Origin of the sequence: Streptomyces sp. NPDC102451 (genome assembly GCF_044765485.1) — a bacterium.
Taxonomy (GTDB): Bacteria; Actinomycetota; Actinomycetes; order Streptomycetales; family Streptomycetaceae; genus Streptomyces.
In genome coordinates, this window is record NZ_JBIWKD010000015.1 from 134,378 (window position 1) to 151,122 (window position 16,745).

Annotated in this window: 15 protein-coding genes and 2 riboswitches; of the genes, 9 read left to right on the forward strand and 6 right to left on the reverse strand. The window is 72.2% G+C overall.

Annotation, left to right across the window (positions count from 1 at the left end; all coding sequences use genetic code 11):
* Window positions 1–50: 50 nt before the first annotated feature.
* A riboswitch (cobalamin riboswitch) is annotated at window positions 51–121 on the forward strand.
* Window positions 122–311: 190 nt separating this feature from the next.
* Genes ACIRD8_RS28295 through ACIRD8_RS28315 form a run of 5 tightly spaced genes read left to right on the forward strand, consistent with a single transcriptional unit; the run spans window position 312 to window position 7,729 of the window.
* Complete coding sequence (locus ACIRD8_RS28295; protein WP_403997398.1) at window positions 312–3,014, forward strand: prenyltransferase/squalene oxidase repeat-containing protein; 2,703 nt, start codon at window positions 312–314, stop codon at window positions 3,012–3,014.
* Window positions 3,011–3,928, forward strand: a complete 918-nt coding sequence (locus ACIRD8_RS28300) for a hypothetical protein (RefSeq protein ID WP_403997401.1) — start codon at window positions 3,011–3,013, stop codon at window positions 3,926–3,928. Before ACIRD8_RS28295 ends, ACIRD8_RS28300 begins: the two co-directional genes overlap by 4 nt.
* Before the next feature lie 5 nt (window positions 3,929–3,933).
* Window positions 3,934–5,151 (forward strand): energy-coupling factor transporter transmembrane component T, encoded by a 1,218-nt coding sequence (locus ACIRD8_RS28305; protein ID WP_403997404.1) that lies wholly within the window; start codon window positions 3,934–3,936, stop codon window positions 5,149–5,151.
* Window positions 5,148–6,797 carry an ABC transporter ATP-binding protein gene (locus tag ACIRD8_RS28310; protein ID WP_403997407.1) on the forward strand — a complete coding sequence of 550 codons (1,650 nt, stop codon included), beginning with the start codon at window positions 5,148–5,150 and terminating at the stop codon, window positions 6,795–6,797. Before ACIRD8_RS28305 ends, ACIRD8_RS28310 begins: the two co-directional genes overlap by 4 nt.
* A complete protein-coding gene (locus ACIRD8_RS28315) occupies window positions 6,794–7,729 on the forward strand; it encodes an ECF transporter S component (RefSeq protein ID WP_403997410.1) in 936 nt (311 codons plus the stop codon). The genes ACIRD8_RS28310 and ACIRD8_RS28315 overlap by 4 nt, the downstream gene beginning before the upstream one ends.
* Here the strand turns inward: ACIRD8_RS28315 and ACIRD8_RS28320 are convergent.
* The 3 genes from ACIRD8_RS28320 to aceA all read right to left on the reverse strand — a co-directional run bounded on the left by ACIRD8_RS28320 (window position 7,714) and on the right by aceA (window position 11,570).
* Window positions 7,714–8,583, reverse strand: coding sequence for a 3-hydroxybutyryl-CoA dehydrogenase (locus ACIRD8_RS28320; protein ID WP_403997413.1), 870 nt, complete (start codon window positions 8,581–8,583; stop codon window positions 7,714–7,716). The two genes, ACIRD8_RS28315 and ACIRD8_RS28320, sit on opposite strands and share 16 nt — an antisense overlap.
* On the reverse strand, window positions 8,580–10,172 hold the full coding sequence (aceB, locus tag ACIRD8_RS28325; RefSeq protein ID WP_403997416.1) for a malate synthase A: 1,593 nt from the start codon (window positions 10,170–10,172) through the stop codon (window positions 8,580–8,582). Before aceB ends, ACIRD8_RS28320 begins: the two co-directional genes overlap by 4 nt.
* Window positions 10,173–10,280: 108 nt before the next feature.
* The gene (gene aceA / locus ACIRD8_RS28330) at window positions 10,281–11,570 is read right to left on the reverse strand and encodes an isocitrate lyase (RefSeq protein ID WP_403997599.1); all 1,290 of its coding nucleotides are present in this window, start codon (window positions 11,568–11,570) and stop codon (window positions 10,281–10,283) included.
* A gap of 376 nt (window positions 11,571–11,946) precedes the next feature.
* Here aceA and ACIRD8_RS28335 point away from each other — a divergent pair, with 376 nt between their 5' ends.
* From ACIRD8_RS28335 to ACIRD8_RS28350, 4 genes are all read left to right on the forward strand, one after another.
* Window positions 11,947–13,362: a short-chain fatty acyl-CoA regulator family protein gene (locus ACIRD8_RS28335; RefSeq protein ID WP_403997419.1), complete on the forward strand. Its 1,416-nt coding sequence runs from the start codon at window positions 11,947–11,949 to the stop codon at window positions 13,360–13,362.
* 99 nt (window positions 13,363–13,461) lie between these two features.
* Window positions 13,462–13,538, forward strand: a riboswitch (cobalamin riboswitch).
* Between the two features lie 61 nt (window positions 13,539–13,599).
* Entirely contained in the window at window positions 13,600–13,821 is a 222-nt protein-coding gene (locus ACIRD8_RS28340; RefSeq protein ID WP_403997421.1) for a CbtB-domain containing protein, read from the forward strand.
* A gap of 19 nt (window positions 13,822–13,840) precedes the next feature.
* Window positions 13,841–14,599: a CbtA family protein gene (locus ACIRD8_RS28345; RefSeq protein ID WP_403997422.1), complete on the forward strand. Its 759-nt coding sequence runs from the start codon at window positions 13,841–13,843 to the stop codon at window positions 14,597–14,599.
* A gap of 155 nt (window positions 14,600–14,754) precedes the next feature.
* A complete protein-coding gene (locus ACIRD8_RS28350) occupies window positions 14,755–15,114 on the forward strand; it encodes a hypothetical protein (protein ID WP_403997424.1) in 360 nt (119 codons plus the stop codon).
* Between the two features lie 63 nt (window positions 15,115–15,177).
* Here ACIRD8_RS28350 and ACIRD8_RS28355 read toward each other — a convergent pair whose 3' ends face one another.
* The 3 genes from ACIRD8_RS28355 to ACIRD8_RS28365 form a co-directional block, all read right to left on the reverse strand.
* Window positions 15,178–15,768: a histidine phosphatase family protein gene (locus ACIRD8_RS28355; protein ID WP_403997427.1), complete on the reverse strand. Its 591-nt coding sequence runs from the start codon at window positions 15,766–15,768 to the stop codon at window positions 15,178–15,180.
* Between the two features lie 122 nt (window positions 15,769–15,890).
* Window positions 15,891–16,157 (reverse strand): DUF4235 domain-containing protein, encoded by a 267-nt coding sequence (locus ACIRD8_RS28360; protein WP_403997430.1) that lies wholly within the window; start codon window positions 16,155–16,157, stop codon window positions 15,891–15,893.
* Window positions 16,154–16,537: a DUF3618 domain-containing protein gene (locus ACIRD8_RS28365; protein WP_403997433.1), complete on the reverse strand. Its 384-nt coding sequence runs from the start codon at window positions 16,535–16,537 to the stop codon at window positions 16,154–16,156. The genes ACIRD8_RS28360 and ACIRD8_RS28365 overlap by 4 nt, the downstream gene beginning before the upstream one ends.
* Window positions 16,538–16,745 lie beyond the last annotated feature (208 nt).

A 16,745-nucleotide genomic window follows, 5' to 3' on the forward strand; every position in this document is an offset into this window, starting at 1 on the left:
GCGGCGCTCGGCAGCGTGCTCAAATCCGGCTGATAAGCACTGAGTTCCAGGGGAAGCCGGTCGAAATCCGGCGCTGACCCGCAACCGTAGGCCCGGCATCCGCCGGGCGAGCCGGATTACCTGGGGCCTGATCTGCAGCGAGAAACGCCGTCGCGGACTACGGCGTGGTCGATAGCTCCACCCATCGGTCAGCCCTGGGTGAGGGCCCCTCAGCCACGTTCGCGTCCCCACGGAGACAGGACGAGGGGGCCGCGGTGGGGACCGCACAGCGAAGAGACCGGCGGACGGGGACGAGAGCGATCCTGTCCCTGATGGCAGTGGCATTCCTTTCGCTTGCCATGTGCGTGACACTCATCACCGTCACCCCGGCCGCCGCCGACCCCCTCGGGGACTGCACGGCCACCGAGGGCGCGATCGTCGCCGTCGACTTCGGCCCCTTCGGCGGCGAGGTCGAGCGTGGCTGCGACACGACGCCGACGACCGGTTACGAGCTCCTCCACGAGGCGGGGTTCACCACCGAGGGCACCCAGCACGACGGCCCCGCCTTCATCTGCCGCATCGGTCTCGGCTCCGGCACGCAGTACCCGACCACGGACGAGGAGTCCTGCGTCCTCACCCCGCCGGCCACGGCCTACTGGTCCTACTGGCTCGCCGCGCCGGGCCAGAACAAGTGGACGTACAGCCAGTACGGCGCCATGGACCGCAAGCCGAAGGACGGTGACGTCGACGCCTGGGTGTTCGGCGGCACCGACATCGGGGGCACGACGGGCAAGCCGACCTTCACCCCCGACGAGGTGCGTGCCCAGGGCGGCACCGGGACCCCCGATCCCGGGAACACACCCACCGTCGCGCCGGGGACGATCGACCTGGCCGCCGCCGCGGACTGGGTCGGCAGCGCGCTCAAGGACGGCGAACGCGTCGTCGACGACGGCGCCGACACCCCCAACTACCTGCTGACCACCGAGGCGGCCTACGCACTGGCCGCCGCGGAGGGAGGGAGCGCCACCCTCGACAAGGTCACCGCCTTCCTCGCCGCCCACACCGGCGACTACGCCTACGCGTCGGGCGAGGACCAGGCACCCGACGCGACCGCAGCCGCCCGCCTCGCCCTGATCGCCGAGGCCACGGAGGCCGATCCACGCGACTTCGGCGGCCACGACCTGATCGCCGGTCTCGCGGACAACGTCTGCACCACAGGCCCCACCACCCCCGGCTGCACCGCCCCGGGCGACTTCCGTCACGCCTCCTACGGCGACGGCCAGGCACTCGCCGTGCTCGCCCTGCTCCGGGCCGGCGCCGCACCCCCGGCGGCGACCGTCGAGAGGCTGACCCAGCTGCAGTGCGACGACGGCGGGATCACCAGCATCCTGATCCGCCCCGGCGAGAACTGTGACGGCGACCCCGCCACCACCGGACTCGTGGCCCTGGCCCTGCGTGAGGCGGGCGGCCAGGACACCGCCGTGGCCAAGGCCCGTACGTACCTGAAGAAGGCGCAGAGCGGGAACGGGGCCTTCCTCGGGTACACCGGCTCCACCACCGGCAGCATCCACGCCACCGCGTACGCCGCGCAGGCGCTCAGCGCTCTCGGCGACACCGTGCAGGCCGGCGCCGCCGTGTCCTGGCTCTCCCGTGAGCAACTGGACGGCGGCGGCTTCGGGTTCGAGGAAGGTGCCGCCGACCCGGCTCTGTACGCGACCTCGCCCGCCGTCCTCGCCGGCGCCGGAACCGACCTCGTACGGCTGACGACGAAGGCGCCCGAGCCGACCGACCCGCCGACCACCGGGCCGCCCACCACGCAGCCCCCCACCACCGGCCCGACCCGCCCCGCCCGTGAGGGCCCCGACCTGAAGAAGGGCGTCGCCTACCTCACCGGCGCCGCCAACCTCCGGCAGGGGCAGTACTACGCCGTCGGGACCGGTTCGTCGCGCGCGGACTTCGGGCTCACCATCGACGGTGCCTACGCGCTCGCGGCCACCGGCCTGAACAACGACAAGCTGCGCGGCATCGTCGACTTCCTCGACAAGGGAGGCAAGGACGGCGAGGGCAGGACCCTGCGGGACTGGACCGGGACCGGGACCGCGTACGCGCTCGGAGGCTCCCTCGGCAAGGCCGCCCTGCTCGCCGAGGCCGTCGGCCGCGACCCGCGCTCCTTCGGCGGCCAGGACCTCGTCGCCGCCCTGGCGAAAGCCGTGTGCGCCGGGCCGAGCCAGGCCCCCGACCGCAGCTGCGCCGCGAAGGGCGCCTACACCTACGCCCCGTCCGTCTTCTCCCAGTCCCTGGCGGTCATGGCCCAGCTGAGGGCCGACGGGAGGACGGCCGCGCAGGAGCCGATCGCCTACCTCGAAAGCCTTCAGCACGGAAGCGGGGCCTGGCCCAGCCTGATCCCCGCCACGGGTGACTCCGACGTCGACTCCACCGCTGTCGCGGCCATGGCCCTGGACCTGGCCGGCGGAGAGAAGGCGGACAAGGCCGTCGACAAGGCCCTGAGCTGGATCGCGGGCAAGCAGCTGCCCGACGGCGGCTTCCCCGGCGCGGCCGGCAACTCGGTCAACTCCGCCGCCCTCGCGGTGCAGGGACTCTCACTGGACGCGGAGCGGTACGGCCCGGAGATCGCCGAGGCGCTCACGTTCCTCGCGGGCCAGCAGAACACCGACGGCGGGTTCAACGTCGCCGAGGAAGGACAGCGCGGATCGGACCTGCGTGCCTCCACACAGGCGGTGGGCGGGGCGACCGGCATCTCGTTCGGCACGCTTGAGCGGAGCCTGACCGGCACCGCACCGCAGCCCACGCCCAGCACCGGTGCCTCCACCCCGACGATCATCACCCCCGACGACTCGACGGGAGGCACGGGCGGCATCGTCGACACCGGCAGCGGTGGCTCCGGCGGGGGAGCGCTCGCCTCGACCGGTGTGCAGATCGCCGCGCTCATCGGCTTCGCGGCTCTGCTCGTCGGGGCCGGATGGCGCGTCGTCGTCGGGGGCCGCCGCCGGGCAGCCACCGAGGGGCGGATATGAGAACGCCCGCTTGGCGCAGGACCGTACAGGCGGTGGCCGCCCTCCTGCTGTCCACTGCGGCGCTCACCGCCAACGTGCCCTCGGCGGCGGCAGATCCGCAGCCCATGGGACGGTGCACCACCACGTCCGGAGTCGTGCTCGCCGTCGACTTCAGCCACTGGGGCGGCCCGGTCTACCGCTCCTGCGGCACCACACCCACGACCGGGTACGAGCTCCTCAACCAGGGCGGCTGGCGCACCACCGGCACCGGACACGACGGCTCGGCCTTCATCTGCCGTATCGGCTACAGCGGGCAGCAGAGCGGCAAGCAGTACCCGACCCCCCAGCAGGACGACTGTGTCCTGACGCCGCCGGCCTCCGCGTACTGGTCGTACTGGCACGCGGATCCGGGCGCCGACTCCTGGGAGTACAGCCAGCTCGGCGCCATGCCCTACAAGCCGAAGCCGGGCAGCGTCGACCTGTGGATCTTCGGCGGCACCGACATCGGCGGGACCAAGGGCCGGCCCACGCTCACCCCCGACCAGCTGCGCGCGCACAACACCGAGGCGCGGGGCGACGTGGGCAAGCCGGCGTCCACCGAACGCGCCCCCGCGCTGCCACCGGGCACCGACACCGGCCTCAAGGCGCCCGAGCCGAAGAAGACCTCACCCCCGAAATCCGCCTCCGCGGAGGCGAAGCCGTCCAGGAGCCCGTCGCCCGGTGCTTCGGAGTCGGCGTCGCCGAGCCCTTCCCCGACCGCCACCCCCAGTCCGTCGCCCACCGCGTCGGACACCGGGACCGATGTGGTCGACGCGGCACCGGCGGCCGACGTGAAGGTGGACGCCGGATCCGTCCTGCCGGTGGTGGCGGGCGGCTCACTGATCGTGCTCATCGGCGGGGCGGCCGTGTACGCGGCCCGGCGCCGCACGGAGTGACCCGGGTGACGCAGGACCCGCCCGCGGCGGCCGCACCGGTGTCCGGCCACGCGCCGGACACCGGCGGCCGCCGTCTGCCCAGGACACTCCATCCGGTCGCCTGGTGGATCTGGGCCCTCGCTCTCGCCACCGCCGTCAGCCGCACCAACAACCCGCTGCTGCTGTTCCTCGTGCTCGCGGTGCTCGGGTACGTCGTCACCGCACGCCGCACCGAGGCGCCCTGGGCGCGTGGCTTCAAGTACTACCTGTACCTCGCCCTCACCGTGGTCGCGATCCGCGTCCTGTTCCGGGCCGTCTTCGCCACCGGCATCACCCCGCACGACCACTTCCTCTTCTCGCTCCCGCACGTCCCGACCCCCGACTGGTACGCGGGCATCCAACTCGGCGGTCCCGTCTCCCTGGAGGCCCTGCTCTCGGCCGCCACCGACGGCCTGCGGCTCGCCTGCATGCTGTGCTGCATCGGCGCCGCCAACACCCTCGCCAACCCCAAACGGGCCCTGCGCGTCCTGCCCGGCGCCCTGCACGAACTCGGCGTCGCCGTCACCGTCGCGATCAGCGTCGCCCCCCAACTCGTGCAGAGCGTCCAGCGCGTCGCCCGCGCCCGCAGACTCAGGGCAGGGCGCAACAAGGGGCTCAAGGCCTTGCGCGGCATCGTCGTCCCCGTCCTGGAGGACGCCCTCGAACGCTCCCTGCGCCTCGCCGCCGGCATGGACTCCCGGGGCTTCGGACGGGCCGGCACCGCGACCCGCGGCTCCCGGCGCGTCACCGGTGCGCTCATGCTCCTCGGTATGTGCGGTCTGTGCGCCGGGGCGTACGGGCTCCTCGACGCGACCACACCCGCCTTCCTCGGGTTCCCGGCCATGGCGGTGGGAGCCGCACTGTGCGTGGCCGGCCTGCGGCTCGGCGGGCGCCGGGTCTCGCGCACCACCTACCGGCCCGACCCGTGGCTGCTGCCCGAATGGGCCGTGGCCGGAGCCGGAGTGCTCTCCGCCGTGCTGCTCTTCAGCAACATGGGCTACGACGCGGCCGAGCTCAACCCCTCCATCTACCCCCTCAGCTGGCCCACCCTGCCGCTGGTGCCGACCTTCGCGATCCTCCTCGCCGGGACCGCCGGGTTCCTCGCACCGCCACCGACCGCACCGCCACCGACCGCACCGCCACCGAAGGCCCCGCCCCACCCGGCCGTTCCCCGCCGGCGCGCCGAGAAAGCCGAAGCCACGTGATCACTTTCGACCAGGTCACCGTCCAGTACGACGACACGGCCGGCCCTGCCCTGCGCGAGGTCGACCTCACCGTCGAGGAGGGCGAGCTCTGCCTCGTCATCGGTCACACCGGTGTCGGGAAGTCGACCCTCCTGGGCGCCGTCAACGGGCTCGTGCCGCACTTCACCGGCGGCACACTCCACGGCTGCGTCACCGTCGACGGCCGGGACACCGCCCACCACCCTCCCCGGGAACTCGCCGATGTGGTCGGTGTGGTCGGCCAGGACCCCCTCGACGGATTCGTCACGGACACCGTGGAGGAAGAACTCGCCTACGCCATGGAGCAGTTGGCCATCGCACCGGCGGTCATGCGCAAAAGGGTCGAGGAGACCCTCGACCTGCTGGGCCTCGCCGACCTCCGCCACCGCGCCCTGCACGAACTCTCCGGCGGCCAGCAGCAGCGCGTGGCGATCGGCTCGGTCCTCACCGCGCACCCCCGCGTCCTCGTCCTCGACGAACCCACCTCCGCCCTCGACCCGACCGCCGCAGACGAGGTACTCGCGGCCGTCACCCGCCTCGTGCACGACCTGGGCGTCACCGTCCTCATGGCCGAGCACCGACTCGAACGCGTCGTCCAGTACGCGGACCGGGTCATCCACCTGCCCGGCGACGGCCGCGCCGTCCACGGAGCCCCCGCGGACATCCTGCGCACGTCGTCCATCGCCCCGCCCGTCGTGGAACTCGCCCGCGCCGCCGACTGGCACCCGCTGCCGCTGTCCATCCGCGACGCCCGCCGCGCCGCCGCGCCGCTGCGCACCCGGCTGACCGGCGTCCGCCCCACCCCCGTACGCCCGGACCCGGCGGCCGGGCGCGCCACCCTGCTGACCGCGCGCGGCGTCACCGTCAGCTACCACGGTGTCCCCGCCGTCCGGGAGGCCGACCTCGATCTGCGCAGCGGTGAGATCACGGCACTGATGGGGCGCAACGGCTCCGGGAAGTCCTCCCTGCTGTGGGCGCTGCAGGGTTCAGGCCCGCGCCGGGCCGGAACCGTACGCGTCACCGGGGACGGGACCGCGCGCGACCCGCACGCGCTGTCCGCGGCCCACGCGCGGCGGCTCGTCGGGCTCGTACCACAGACACCCGCCGACCTGCTCTATCTGGAGAGCGTCAAGCAGGAACTCGGCCAGGCCGACCGCGAGTCCGCCGACGGCAGCACCCGTCCCGGGGCGCGGGAGATCCTCGACCGGCTGGCCCCGGGCATCGCCGACGCCACCCACCCCAGGGACCTGTCCGAGGGGCAGAAGCTGGCCCTCGTCCTCGCGATCCAGCTCGCCGCGACCCCCCAGGTGCTGCTTCTCGACGAACCGACGCGCGGGCTGGACTACCGGGCCAAGGCGGAGTTGACCCGGATCGTCGCCGCCCTCGCCGCGGAGGGCCGCACGGTCGTCATCTCCACGCACGACGTGGAGTTCGTGGCCCGCACGGCCGACCGGGTCGTCGTCATGGCCGAGGGCGACATCGTCGCGGACGGGCCCACGACCGAAGTCATCGTCGCCTCACCGGTGTTCGCCCCGCAGATCGCCAAGGTACTCGCGCCGCTGCCCTTCCTGACCGTCGACCAGGTGACGTCGGCCCTGGGATCACCCGAGGACGGGGAGCGGACATGAGTAGAGCCACCACCGCCATCCGGCTCACCCCCCGGGTCTCGCTGGTCATCGCCCTGGCGGCCTTCCTCGGCGTGGTCGCGTTCTTCTGGCCCTTCCTCGTCGCCCCGGGGAAGTTCGGTTCGAACTACGCCCCGCCCCTCATCTTCGGCGTCCTCCTCGTCCTCGTGCTCTGCGTCGTCCTCTCCGAGATCGCCGAAGGAGGCATCAACTCCAAAGCACTGGCCATGCTCGGCGTGCTCTCCGCCGTCAACGCGGCCCTCCGCCCCCTGGGCGCCGGAACAGCGGGCATCGAGACCGTCTTCTTCGTCCTGGTCCTCGCGGGGCGCGTCTACGGACCCGGCTTCGGGTTCACCCTCGGCTGCACCTCACTCTTCACCTCCGCGCTCATCACCGGCGGAGTCGGGCCCTGGATGCCGTACCAGATGTTCGGCTGCGCCTTCGTGGGCATGCTCGCCGGATTCCTGCCCCGCGCCACCGGACGCCGTGAGGTGCTGATGCTCGCCGTCTACGGGTCGGTGTCCGGCTACCTCTTCGGGTTCCTGCTGAACCTGTCCTTCTGGCCGTTCTCCCTCGACCCCAACAGCTCCATCGCCTACCTGCCGGGGCTGCCGTTCACGGAGCAGTGGCACCGCTACCTCGCCTTCGACCTCGCCACCTCCCTCGGCTGGGACACCGGGCGGGCCGTCACCAACTTCGTCTGCATCACCCTGGCGGGCCCGGCCGTGCTCACCACCTTCCGCCGCGCGGCCCGCCGCGCCCGCTTCCGTGCACCGGTCCGCTTCACCCCGTCCGGCCCCGCGGCGCCGGCTCGTACGGTGGATCATGCGCGAAGGGGCGTGCGGGGGACCACCGTCCGCCGCACGCCCTCCTCCACAGCACCGCGGGCCCCTCGGCCCGGCGGCGGATCCGGAGCCCCTCAGCCCCGGTCGTAGACGTGGAACCCGCGACCGCTCTTCCGGCCGAGCAGCCCCGCCTCGACCATGCGCTGCAGCAGGGGCGGTGGGGCGTACAGGGGTTCCTTGAACTCGTCGTAGAGGGACGCGGCGATGGACGCGACCGTGTCCAGGCCGATGAGATCGGCCAGCTTCAACGGGCCCATCGGATGCGCGCAGCCCAGTTCCATGCCCGCGTCCACATCGGCGGCGGTGGCGAATCCGGACTCCGCCATGCGGACCGCCGAGAGGAGATAGGGGATGAGCAGCGCGTTGACGACGAAGCCCGCCCGGTCCTGGGAGCGTACGACCGTCTTGCCCAGAGCGTGTTCGGCGAACCCGGTCACCGCGGTGAGCGTCTCCGCGGAGGTGTGCAGGGAGGAGACGACCTCCACGAGCGGCAGGACGGGTACGGGGTTGAAGAAGTGCAGTCCCACCACACGGTCGGCGCGGTGGGTGACCATGCCCAGCCGCATGACGGGGATGGAGGAGGTGTTGGTGGCGAGGACGGCCCGGGGGTCCTCGACGATCTTGTCGAGGGCGGCGAAGACCTCCGTCTTCGCCTGGGTGTTCTCGACCACGGCCTCGATGACGAGCTGACGGTCGGCCAGCTCGTCGAGGCTGCCGGTGAAGATCATCCGGGCGAGTGCGTCCTCGGCGGAGAGGCGGTCCAGCTTGCCTCGCTGTACGGCCCTTTCGAGGGAGCCGGCCACGCGTTCGCGTGCGGCCCGGGCGGCGAGGGCGTCGGTCTCGCAGATGACGGTGTCGAGGCCCGCGCGGGCGCACACCTCGGCGATACCGGCGCCCATCTGCCCGCCTCCCACCACGCCGACCCGTCGGATGTCCGTGGTCATGACTGTCCCTCCGGGCGGTGCACGAGGTGGCGGGCGTAGGCGTCCGTGGTGAAGAAGGCGGGCAGGTGCCGGGCCAGGGCATTGCGTTCGAAGAGGGCGCGGACGTCCTCGACGGGGGCCCACGGGTACTCCGCGCCCAGGGCCGTGAGCTCGTCGTCGAGCAGCTCCAGCACGGTCGCGCGGTCGACCACCCGGTGGCGCAGCCACTGCCAGATCTGGACACGGGCGATCTCGGCCGTCGAGGCGTCCTCCACCAGCCCGTCCAGTGCGACGGCTCCCTGCCCGCGCAGCCATGCGGCGAAGTAGCGCACGGCCACGGAGACGTTGGTGCGCAGGCCGTCCGGTGTGGGGTGAGCGCTGGTCCGGCGCACCGCCAGCAACTGCGCCGCGGGCACGTCGACATCGTCACGCGTACGTTCGATCTGGTGGGGCCGGATGCCGAGCACCCCGCCGAAGGCCTCACGGCAGAAGGGCACCAGGCCTGGGTGGGCGACCCAGGATCCGTCGAACCCGTCCTCGGCCTCACGCTCCTTGTCGAGCCGTACGGTGGCGAGGACGGTCCGGCGGGCCTCCGCGTCCTCGGCGGGCACCTGGGCGGCCATGCTGCCGATGGCGTGGGCGCCGCGCCTGTGGCAGGTGCGCACCAGGAGGTCGGTGTAGGCGCGCATGAAGGGGGCGGTCATGGTGACCTGTGCCCGGTCGGGCAGCAGGAAGTCGGTGCGGTGTCCGAACGTCTTGATGAGACTGAAGAGGTAGTCCCAGCGGCCCGCGTTGAGCCCCGCACTGTGTTCGCGCAGTTCGTGGAGGATCTCCTCCATCGCGACGGCCGCGGTCACGGTCTCGATCAGGACCGTGGCCCGGACCGTGCCGCGTGGGATGCCGAGGAGCTCCTGGGCCAGCACGAAGACGTCGTTCCAGAGACGTGCTTCGTCGCGGTTCTCGAGCTTCGGCAGGTAGAAGTACGGTCCGTGACCGGCGTCGATCTGGCGCCGGGCACAGTGGAAGAAGTAGAGGCCGAAGTCCACCAGGGCCGCCGGGGCGGGGAGGCCGTCGACGTACAGGTGTTCCTCGAGCAGGTGCCAGCCGCGTGGGCGCACCATGATGGTCGCGGCCTGTGCGTCGAGCCGGTACCGCTTGCCCTCCGGCGTGGTGAAGTCGATCCTGCGCTCGACGGCGTCGAGCAGGGTCAGCTGGCCGCCGATGATGTTGTCCCAGGTGGGCGAGGTGGCGTCCTCGAAGTCCGCCATCCACACCTGGGCGCCCGAGTTGAGGGCTTCGACCGCCGTCCTGCGGTCCGGCGGGCCGGTGATCTCCACCCGCCGGTCGGTCAGCCCGGGTGCCGGAGGAGCCACCTGCCAGGAGTCGTCCGCGCGGATACGGGCGCCGGTGAGGGAGAAGTCGAAACGGGACCCCGCTGTCAGCTGGGCGGCCACCCGTGCGCGCTCCCTGAGGACGCGCAGGCGGCGTTCCCCGAAAGCGCTCACGAGGCGGGCGACGAACTCCAGTGCGCCGGGGGTGAGGATCTCGTCGTGCCGGTCCCCAGGCGTGCCGAGGACCTGGGCGGGGGCGGTCGGAGCGGAGAGGGTCATGCGGGTCTCCTCAACGGGAACGGTCGGGCGCCGGGCGGGGACGGTCGTCCGGCGCCCGGCCCGGACACGGGGGACGGCGGGAGCGGGGTCCCGGGCCGCCGGGGTGGCTCAGTGGAACTGCTGTTCCTCGGTGGAGCCGGTCAGCGCGGTGGTGGAGGAGGCAGGGTTGACGGCGGTGGAGATCTGGTCGAAGTAGCCGGTGCCGACCTCGCGCTGGTGCTTCACCGCGGTGAACCCGTGCTCCTGCGCGGCGAACTCGCGCTCCTGGAGGTCGACATAGGCGGTCATGCCGTGCTCGGCGTAGCCGCGGGCCAGGTCGAACATGCCGTGGTTGAGGGAGTGGAAGCCGGCCAGGGTGATGAACTGGAAGCGGTAGCCCATGGCGCCCAGCTCGCGCTGGAACTTGGCGATCTGGTCGTCGTCCAGCGCGGCCTTCCAGTTGAACGACGGCGAGCAGTTGTAGGCGAGCATCTGGTCCGGGTGCTCCGCGTGGATCGCCTCGGCGAACTCCCGCGCCTGGGCGAGGTCCGGGGTTCCGGTCTCCACCCAGATGAGGTCCGCGTACGGGGCGTAGGCGAGGCCGCGGGCGATGACGGGCGCCATGCCGTTCTGGACCCGGTAGAAGCCCTCGGCCGTGCGCTCGCCCGTCGCGAACCGTGCGTCGCGCTCGTCGATGTCACTGGTCAGCAGGTTCGCGGCGAGGGCGTCGGTCCGCGCCACGATCAGGGTGGGGACATCAGCGATGTCGGCCGCGAGGCGGGCCGCGTTGAGCGTACGGATGTGCTGGGCGGTGGGGACGAGGACCTTGCCGCCGAGGTGGCCGCACTTCTTCTCGGAGGCGAGCTGGTCCTCGTAGTGGATGCCCGCGGCGCCCGCCGCGATCATCGCCTTGGTGAGCTCGAAGGCGTTCAGCGGTCCACCGAAGCCGGCCTCGGCGTCGGCGACGATCGGCGCCAGCCAGTCGGTGGCGTCCTGGCCGCCCTCGGCGGTCGCGATCTGGTCGGCGCGCAGCAGCGCGTTGTTGATCCGGCGGACCACCTGCGGAACCGAGTTGACCGGGTAGAGCGACTGGTCGGGGTAGGTGTGCCCGGCCTGGTTGGCGTCGGCGGCCACCTGCCACCCGGACAGGTAGATCGCCTGCAGCCCGGCCTTCACCTGCTGCACGGCCTGGCCGCCGGTGAGCGCGCCGAGCGCGTGGACGTAGTCCCGCTCGTGGAGCTGCCGCCACAGCCGCTCGGCACCCCGCCGGGCGAGGGTGTGCTCCTCCCGGACACTGCCGGAGAGCCTGACCACGTCCTCGGCCGTGTAGGTGCGTTCGATCCCCTGCCACCGGGGGTCGGTCGCCCACCGCCGGGCCAGTTCCTGAGCGGTTTCCTTCGTCGTCCCTGCCTGCGCCATGACCGTCTCCCGGTGGCTCGTAAACAATGCGAACATGTGGCACTGGGTGCCGTTCTGATCTGGGGATGCGGCCCGCCAGCTCTGGAGTCGGCAAACCAAGCAATGTTGCCCTGCCGGACGGAAGGTGCCGGGATCTCCGACGTCAGGGCAGTGAATCGTGCCCCGGTTCCACCCTGTCCGGCGAAGTCCGGCGGGCCGCAGTACGACTGTGGCATCGGCACGCAGTGCCAACAAGCGGGGAAATCTGCTAACTTCTGCGCATCTTCCGTCGCCCGTTTGCCAAGGTTGCCAATACGGAGAATTCCCTCTGCCCGGCTACGATCGCGAGCAGCGCGGACGGCGTCCGGGCGGTCGCCGACGGGGAGAGGAAGCCACGGTGAGCAAGACGTACGCGGGAACGCGGCTGCGCCGGCTGCGGGAGGAGCGGGGCATGAGCCAGGCCGACCTGGCCCGGGCGCTGGCCATCTCACCGAGCTATCTGAACCAGATGGAACACGACTCGCGCCCGCTGACCGTGCCCGTCCTGCTGCGGCTGACCGAGGAGTTCGGCGTCGACCCGGGCTTCTTCTCCGAACGGGACACCAGCCGGCTCGTAGCAGACCTGCGCGACGCCCTCACCGGGGAGGTCGCCGCGGGCCGGGTGTCCGCATCCGACCTCGCGGACCTGGCTTCCCGCACCCCTGCCGTGGCAGCGCTCCTGGTCGACCTGGGCCGGCGGAACCAGCACCTCACCGAGCAGCTCTCCGAATCGGCCGAGGGCAGGGGGGCGGGAACGGCGGCGCGCTCCGCACACGAGGAGATCCGGGAGTTCTTCTACCGGCGCCAGAACTATCTGCACGACACCGACCTCGCGGCCGAGCAGCTGGCCTCCGCGATCGGCATACGGCCGGGTGAGGTCGTGCGCGCCCTCTCCGCCCGCCTCGCCGAGCGCCACGGTGTGCGCCTGACCGCCGACTCCGACCGGCTGCTCCACCACTACGACCCGAAGGCCCGTGTACTCCACCTGTCCGGCCGCCTGCGCCCCGGCCAGCAGGCGTTCCGCATGGCCACCCAGCTCGCCCTGCTCGAATACGCCGACGAGCTCTCGGCCCTCGCCACGGAGGACTTCGCACCGGACTCGGCCGCCTGGCCGCTGGCCCGGATCGGCATCGCCAACTACTTCGCCGCCGCCCTGATCCTGCCGTACCGGCGCTTCCACGCGGCCGCGGAGGAGTACCGCTACGACATCGAGCGGCTGACCGACCACTTCGGCCTCGGCTACGAGACGGTCTGCCACCGGCTCAGCACCCTCCAGCGGCCCCGGCTGCGCGGGGTGCCCTTCTCCTTCGTCCGCGTCGACCGCGCGGGCAACATGTCCAAACGCCAGTCCGCCACCGCCTTCCACTTCTCCCGGGCCGGCGGCACCTGCCCGCTGTGGAACGTCTACGAGGCATTCGCCGCGCCCGGCCGCATCCACGTCCAGGTCGCCGCCATGCCGGACGGGCAGCGCTGTCTGTGGACCGCCCGGGCGGTGACCCGGCACCGCGGTGGCTGGGGAGAACCGGGCAAGACCTTCGCCATCGGACTCGGCTGCGAGATCCGGCACGCCTCCCGCCTCGTCTACTCCGACGGCCTGGACCTCGGCAACGTCTCGTCGGCCGTACCCATCGGCATGGGCTGCCGCCTCTGCGAACGCACCGACTGCCCCCAGCGGGCCGTGCCGCCCCTGGACCGCAGGCTGGCGATCGACGAGAACAGCAGCACCTTCATCCCGTACCCCGTGGCCGGAAACCATCCGGGCGCCGAGCGGTAGGGCACTGTCCTGGCCTCGCCCGGCGACCGGAAGGGGGTGCGGTATTGGCCACGGGCGCGGCACACGGTACCGTCACTGCGATACCGACGACGGCATCACGGAAGCCGGTGAGAATCCGGCACGGTCGCGCCACTGTGGACGGTGCAGCCCCGAGGGGGCGGCACCGCGAGTCAGACCCGGAGCCCGTCGTCCTGTGCACCACCGAGTTGGGACGCGAACTCCCAGAGGAGGCCTGCCATGGCCCAGCATGTCGCTCAGCCGACAGCCACCGCCCCCGTCATTCCCGCAAAGCTGCCGCTCAAGGACATAGCCCCTTGGGCCGCCTTCTTCGGCATCCTCATGCTGGTCCTGCTGTACTTCGTCGGCGCCGAGCAGGGTGCCACAGCCGTCGTCTCGGGCGAGAACGTCCACGAGTGGGTGCACGATGCCCGCCACCTCCTCGGCTTCCCCTGCCACTGACGAGGGACACAGCACACCCATGAACTCCGCAACGGTAAGAAACCTGCTCGTGCGGGGCATGCTCGCCGGCCTCGGCGCCGGCGTGCTCGCCCTGATCGTCGCCTACTTCCTCGGCGAACCGTACGTCGACAGTGCCATCGGCCTCGAAGAGGCCCACGCCCACAGCCATGAGCACGAGGTCGAACTCGTCTCCCGCAGCCTGCAGTCCACCGCCGGTCTGGCCACCGGGATCCTGATCTACGGGGTGGCGTTCGGCGGGATCGCGGCCCTCGCCTACTGCTTCGCGCTCGGCCGTGTGGGCCGGTTCGGCCCGCGGGCCACGGCGCTGCTGCTGTCGGGGACCGCTCTGCTCGCCGTCTACGTCGTACCGTTCCTGAAGTACCCGGCCAATCCGCCCGCCGTCGGCGACCCCGACACCATCGGCGAGCGGACCACCCTGTACTTCCTGATGATGGTCCTGAGCGTGCTCCTCGCGGTCGCCGCGGTGATCGCGGGCAAGCGGCTCGCGCCGAAGCTGGGCACCTGGTACGCCACCGTCGTCGCCGTACTCGGCTTCGCCGTGGTGACCGGGCTGGCGTACGCGTTCCTGCCCACGGTCAACGAGGTGCCGGGCGACTTCCCGGCCACGTTGCTGTGGCGGTTCCGTCTGTCCGCACTCGCCATGCAGGCGGTGCTGTGGGGAGGCTTCGGCCTCCTCTTCGGCGAACTGGCCGAGCGGCTGCTGCGCCCGAAGCCCGCCACGGTGCCCGCGGGCACAGCCGTAGCCGCCCCGCAGTGACATGACCCCGCAGTGACTTGACATGACGAGAGGGCCCACGGAACCATCCGGGGGCCCTCTCACCTTCTTCAGGCAGTGACGACTCGGACCATGGACCTGCCGCACCGGCCTGACCGCAGAACCGGGCCGACAGCGGCGAGAAGCGGAGAGCCCGGGTGACCAGACGGCCCCAGCCGCGCCGTATCACTCTCGGAGGCCGCGAAGCGGTCGCCCTCACCCTGCAGGAGTACGAGCGACTCCTCGCCAGCCGACGCCAGATCGGCGGCCAGAGCGCCCGGGTGCGCGTACTCGGCCGGCAGGTGAAGCAGGCCGAGCAGCTCCTGCAGGAACTCGAAACTCTGGCCGCGGTCCCGGACGAGGGCTGCGGGCGGGGAGGCGAGGGGCGCAGCCCCTGCATGGCACCGCGCACCACCGCCGGGACGACGGCGGACGACGCGTCCACCGGCACCGGCACCGACTGCCTGCGCTGCGCGATAGCCGCGCTCGTACGCCGCCACCGGGACGCGGAGCCCTGAGCCACCGGAGCGCGGCTCCCGTATCAAGCGCCCTGGTCCAACGGTCTGCTGAGGCGCCTCCACTCAGCTCTCCGCGACCGCCTCGGCCGGTCCCAGCGGACGCCCCAGGCCCAGGTTCCACCGGCCGCTGCGCCCACTGATCGTCGTCGCCGTCAGCGGTGGCACGTCGAGCCGCCAGAAAGCCGCTGGGGGCGCGCCCAGCACGTACGTCACAGCAGCGCGTACGACTTCCGGCTCGACGACGGCGAGTGTGCGGCCCTCGGTCTCCAGCGACGCGTCCAGCCATTGCGCCACCCGCGCGAGCAACTCCTCGGCCGACTCACCACCGTGGGGCGCGCACGCGGGATCGGCGAGCCAGCGAGCCACCGCCTCCGGCTCCTCGGCGCCGACCTCGGCGAGGCTCAGGCCCCGCCACCGCCCCACGTCCAGCCCCGGCAGCTCGGCCGCCTCCGCTCCGCGGAGTCCGAGCGCGGTCGCCGTCTCCCGGCAGCGCACACTCGGCGAGATGACGACCCGCGCCGCTGCGGGCAGGGATCCGGCCGCGGCGTGGGCCCGTGCCTCCCCGTCGGCGTCGATCGAGGCGCCGTCGTCGAAGCGGGCCCCGCGGAGCGACGAACTCATCGCCGGTGAGATGAAGGTGACGCGACTGGTCACGTGACGTGACTCCTCGTGGTGCGGTCCCGGTGTGCGGTCTCGATGTGCGGTCTTCACAAGAAGGTAGGGCACACGGGCGGGCGGCGCCGGACCGCCGGGGAGCGGGACCGGCACCGGGGCGGTCAGCCCGGCCAGGTGCCCGTCAGACGACGAGTGGCCACGGCACCCGATCGGTCGACCGCGGCCTTGACCACGGAGAAGACGGCGCCCTGGAGGGCGGCGGCGAGCAGGATCTGCCGCCAGGAGCGGTTCTCGTCCATGGCGTCGGGGGCGTCGCCTTCCCCCTCGATAACCTTCCACGCCTGCTTGAAGGCGGCACCCGCGATCATGCCGCTCGCCATGCCGAGGGCCAGCCCGACCGGCTTGTACGCGATCCTGGATACCTTCATCGGCGTCCCCGGCCACGGCGTACCAGCAGGAAAGCGGCGACGAGCGCACCGCCCACGAGGAGCGGACTGCGGTTGGCGCGCGCGAACGACGCGGCCCGGCCGGCCCTTTCCAGCAGCGGATCGGGTGTCTTGTCCCTGACGAGCTGCGTGGCCTGCTCGGCCTTCCCCCGGAGCTGGTCGGCCGCCAGGGCCGCCTTCTCCGAGGCCTGTTCCCCGGCGGCAGCCGCCTTCTCCTTCGCCCGCGTCTTGACGTCGGCCTCGGCCGCCAGGGCTTCGACGGTCTGCCCGAGCGCGTCGCGGGTGCGCTCGACCTGCTCCTGCAGTTCCTCCGGGGCGGAGGGGTCGGGAGTGCCTATGTTGGTCCGGGACTCTTCCTTCATCGGTGTGCCTTCGCCTTTCCTCGGTCTGTCGCCGATGTCTCGGCTCGCGTACCCCGCAACCGCTCCGGCACCCGCCTCACGGACGAGGGATCGGATCGCCCGCACGGCCGCCGGGACGGAGGAACACACTCTCCGTGCACGACCGTTGACACCCCTCACCACCCGTCACTACCGTCGCGGCAGGATTTCGGACGCCAGACGAAATATC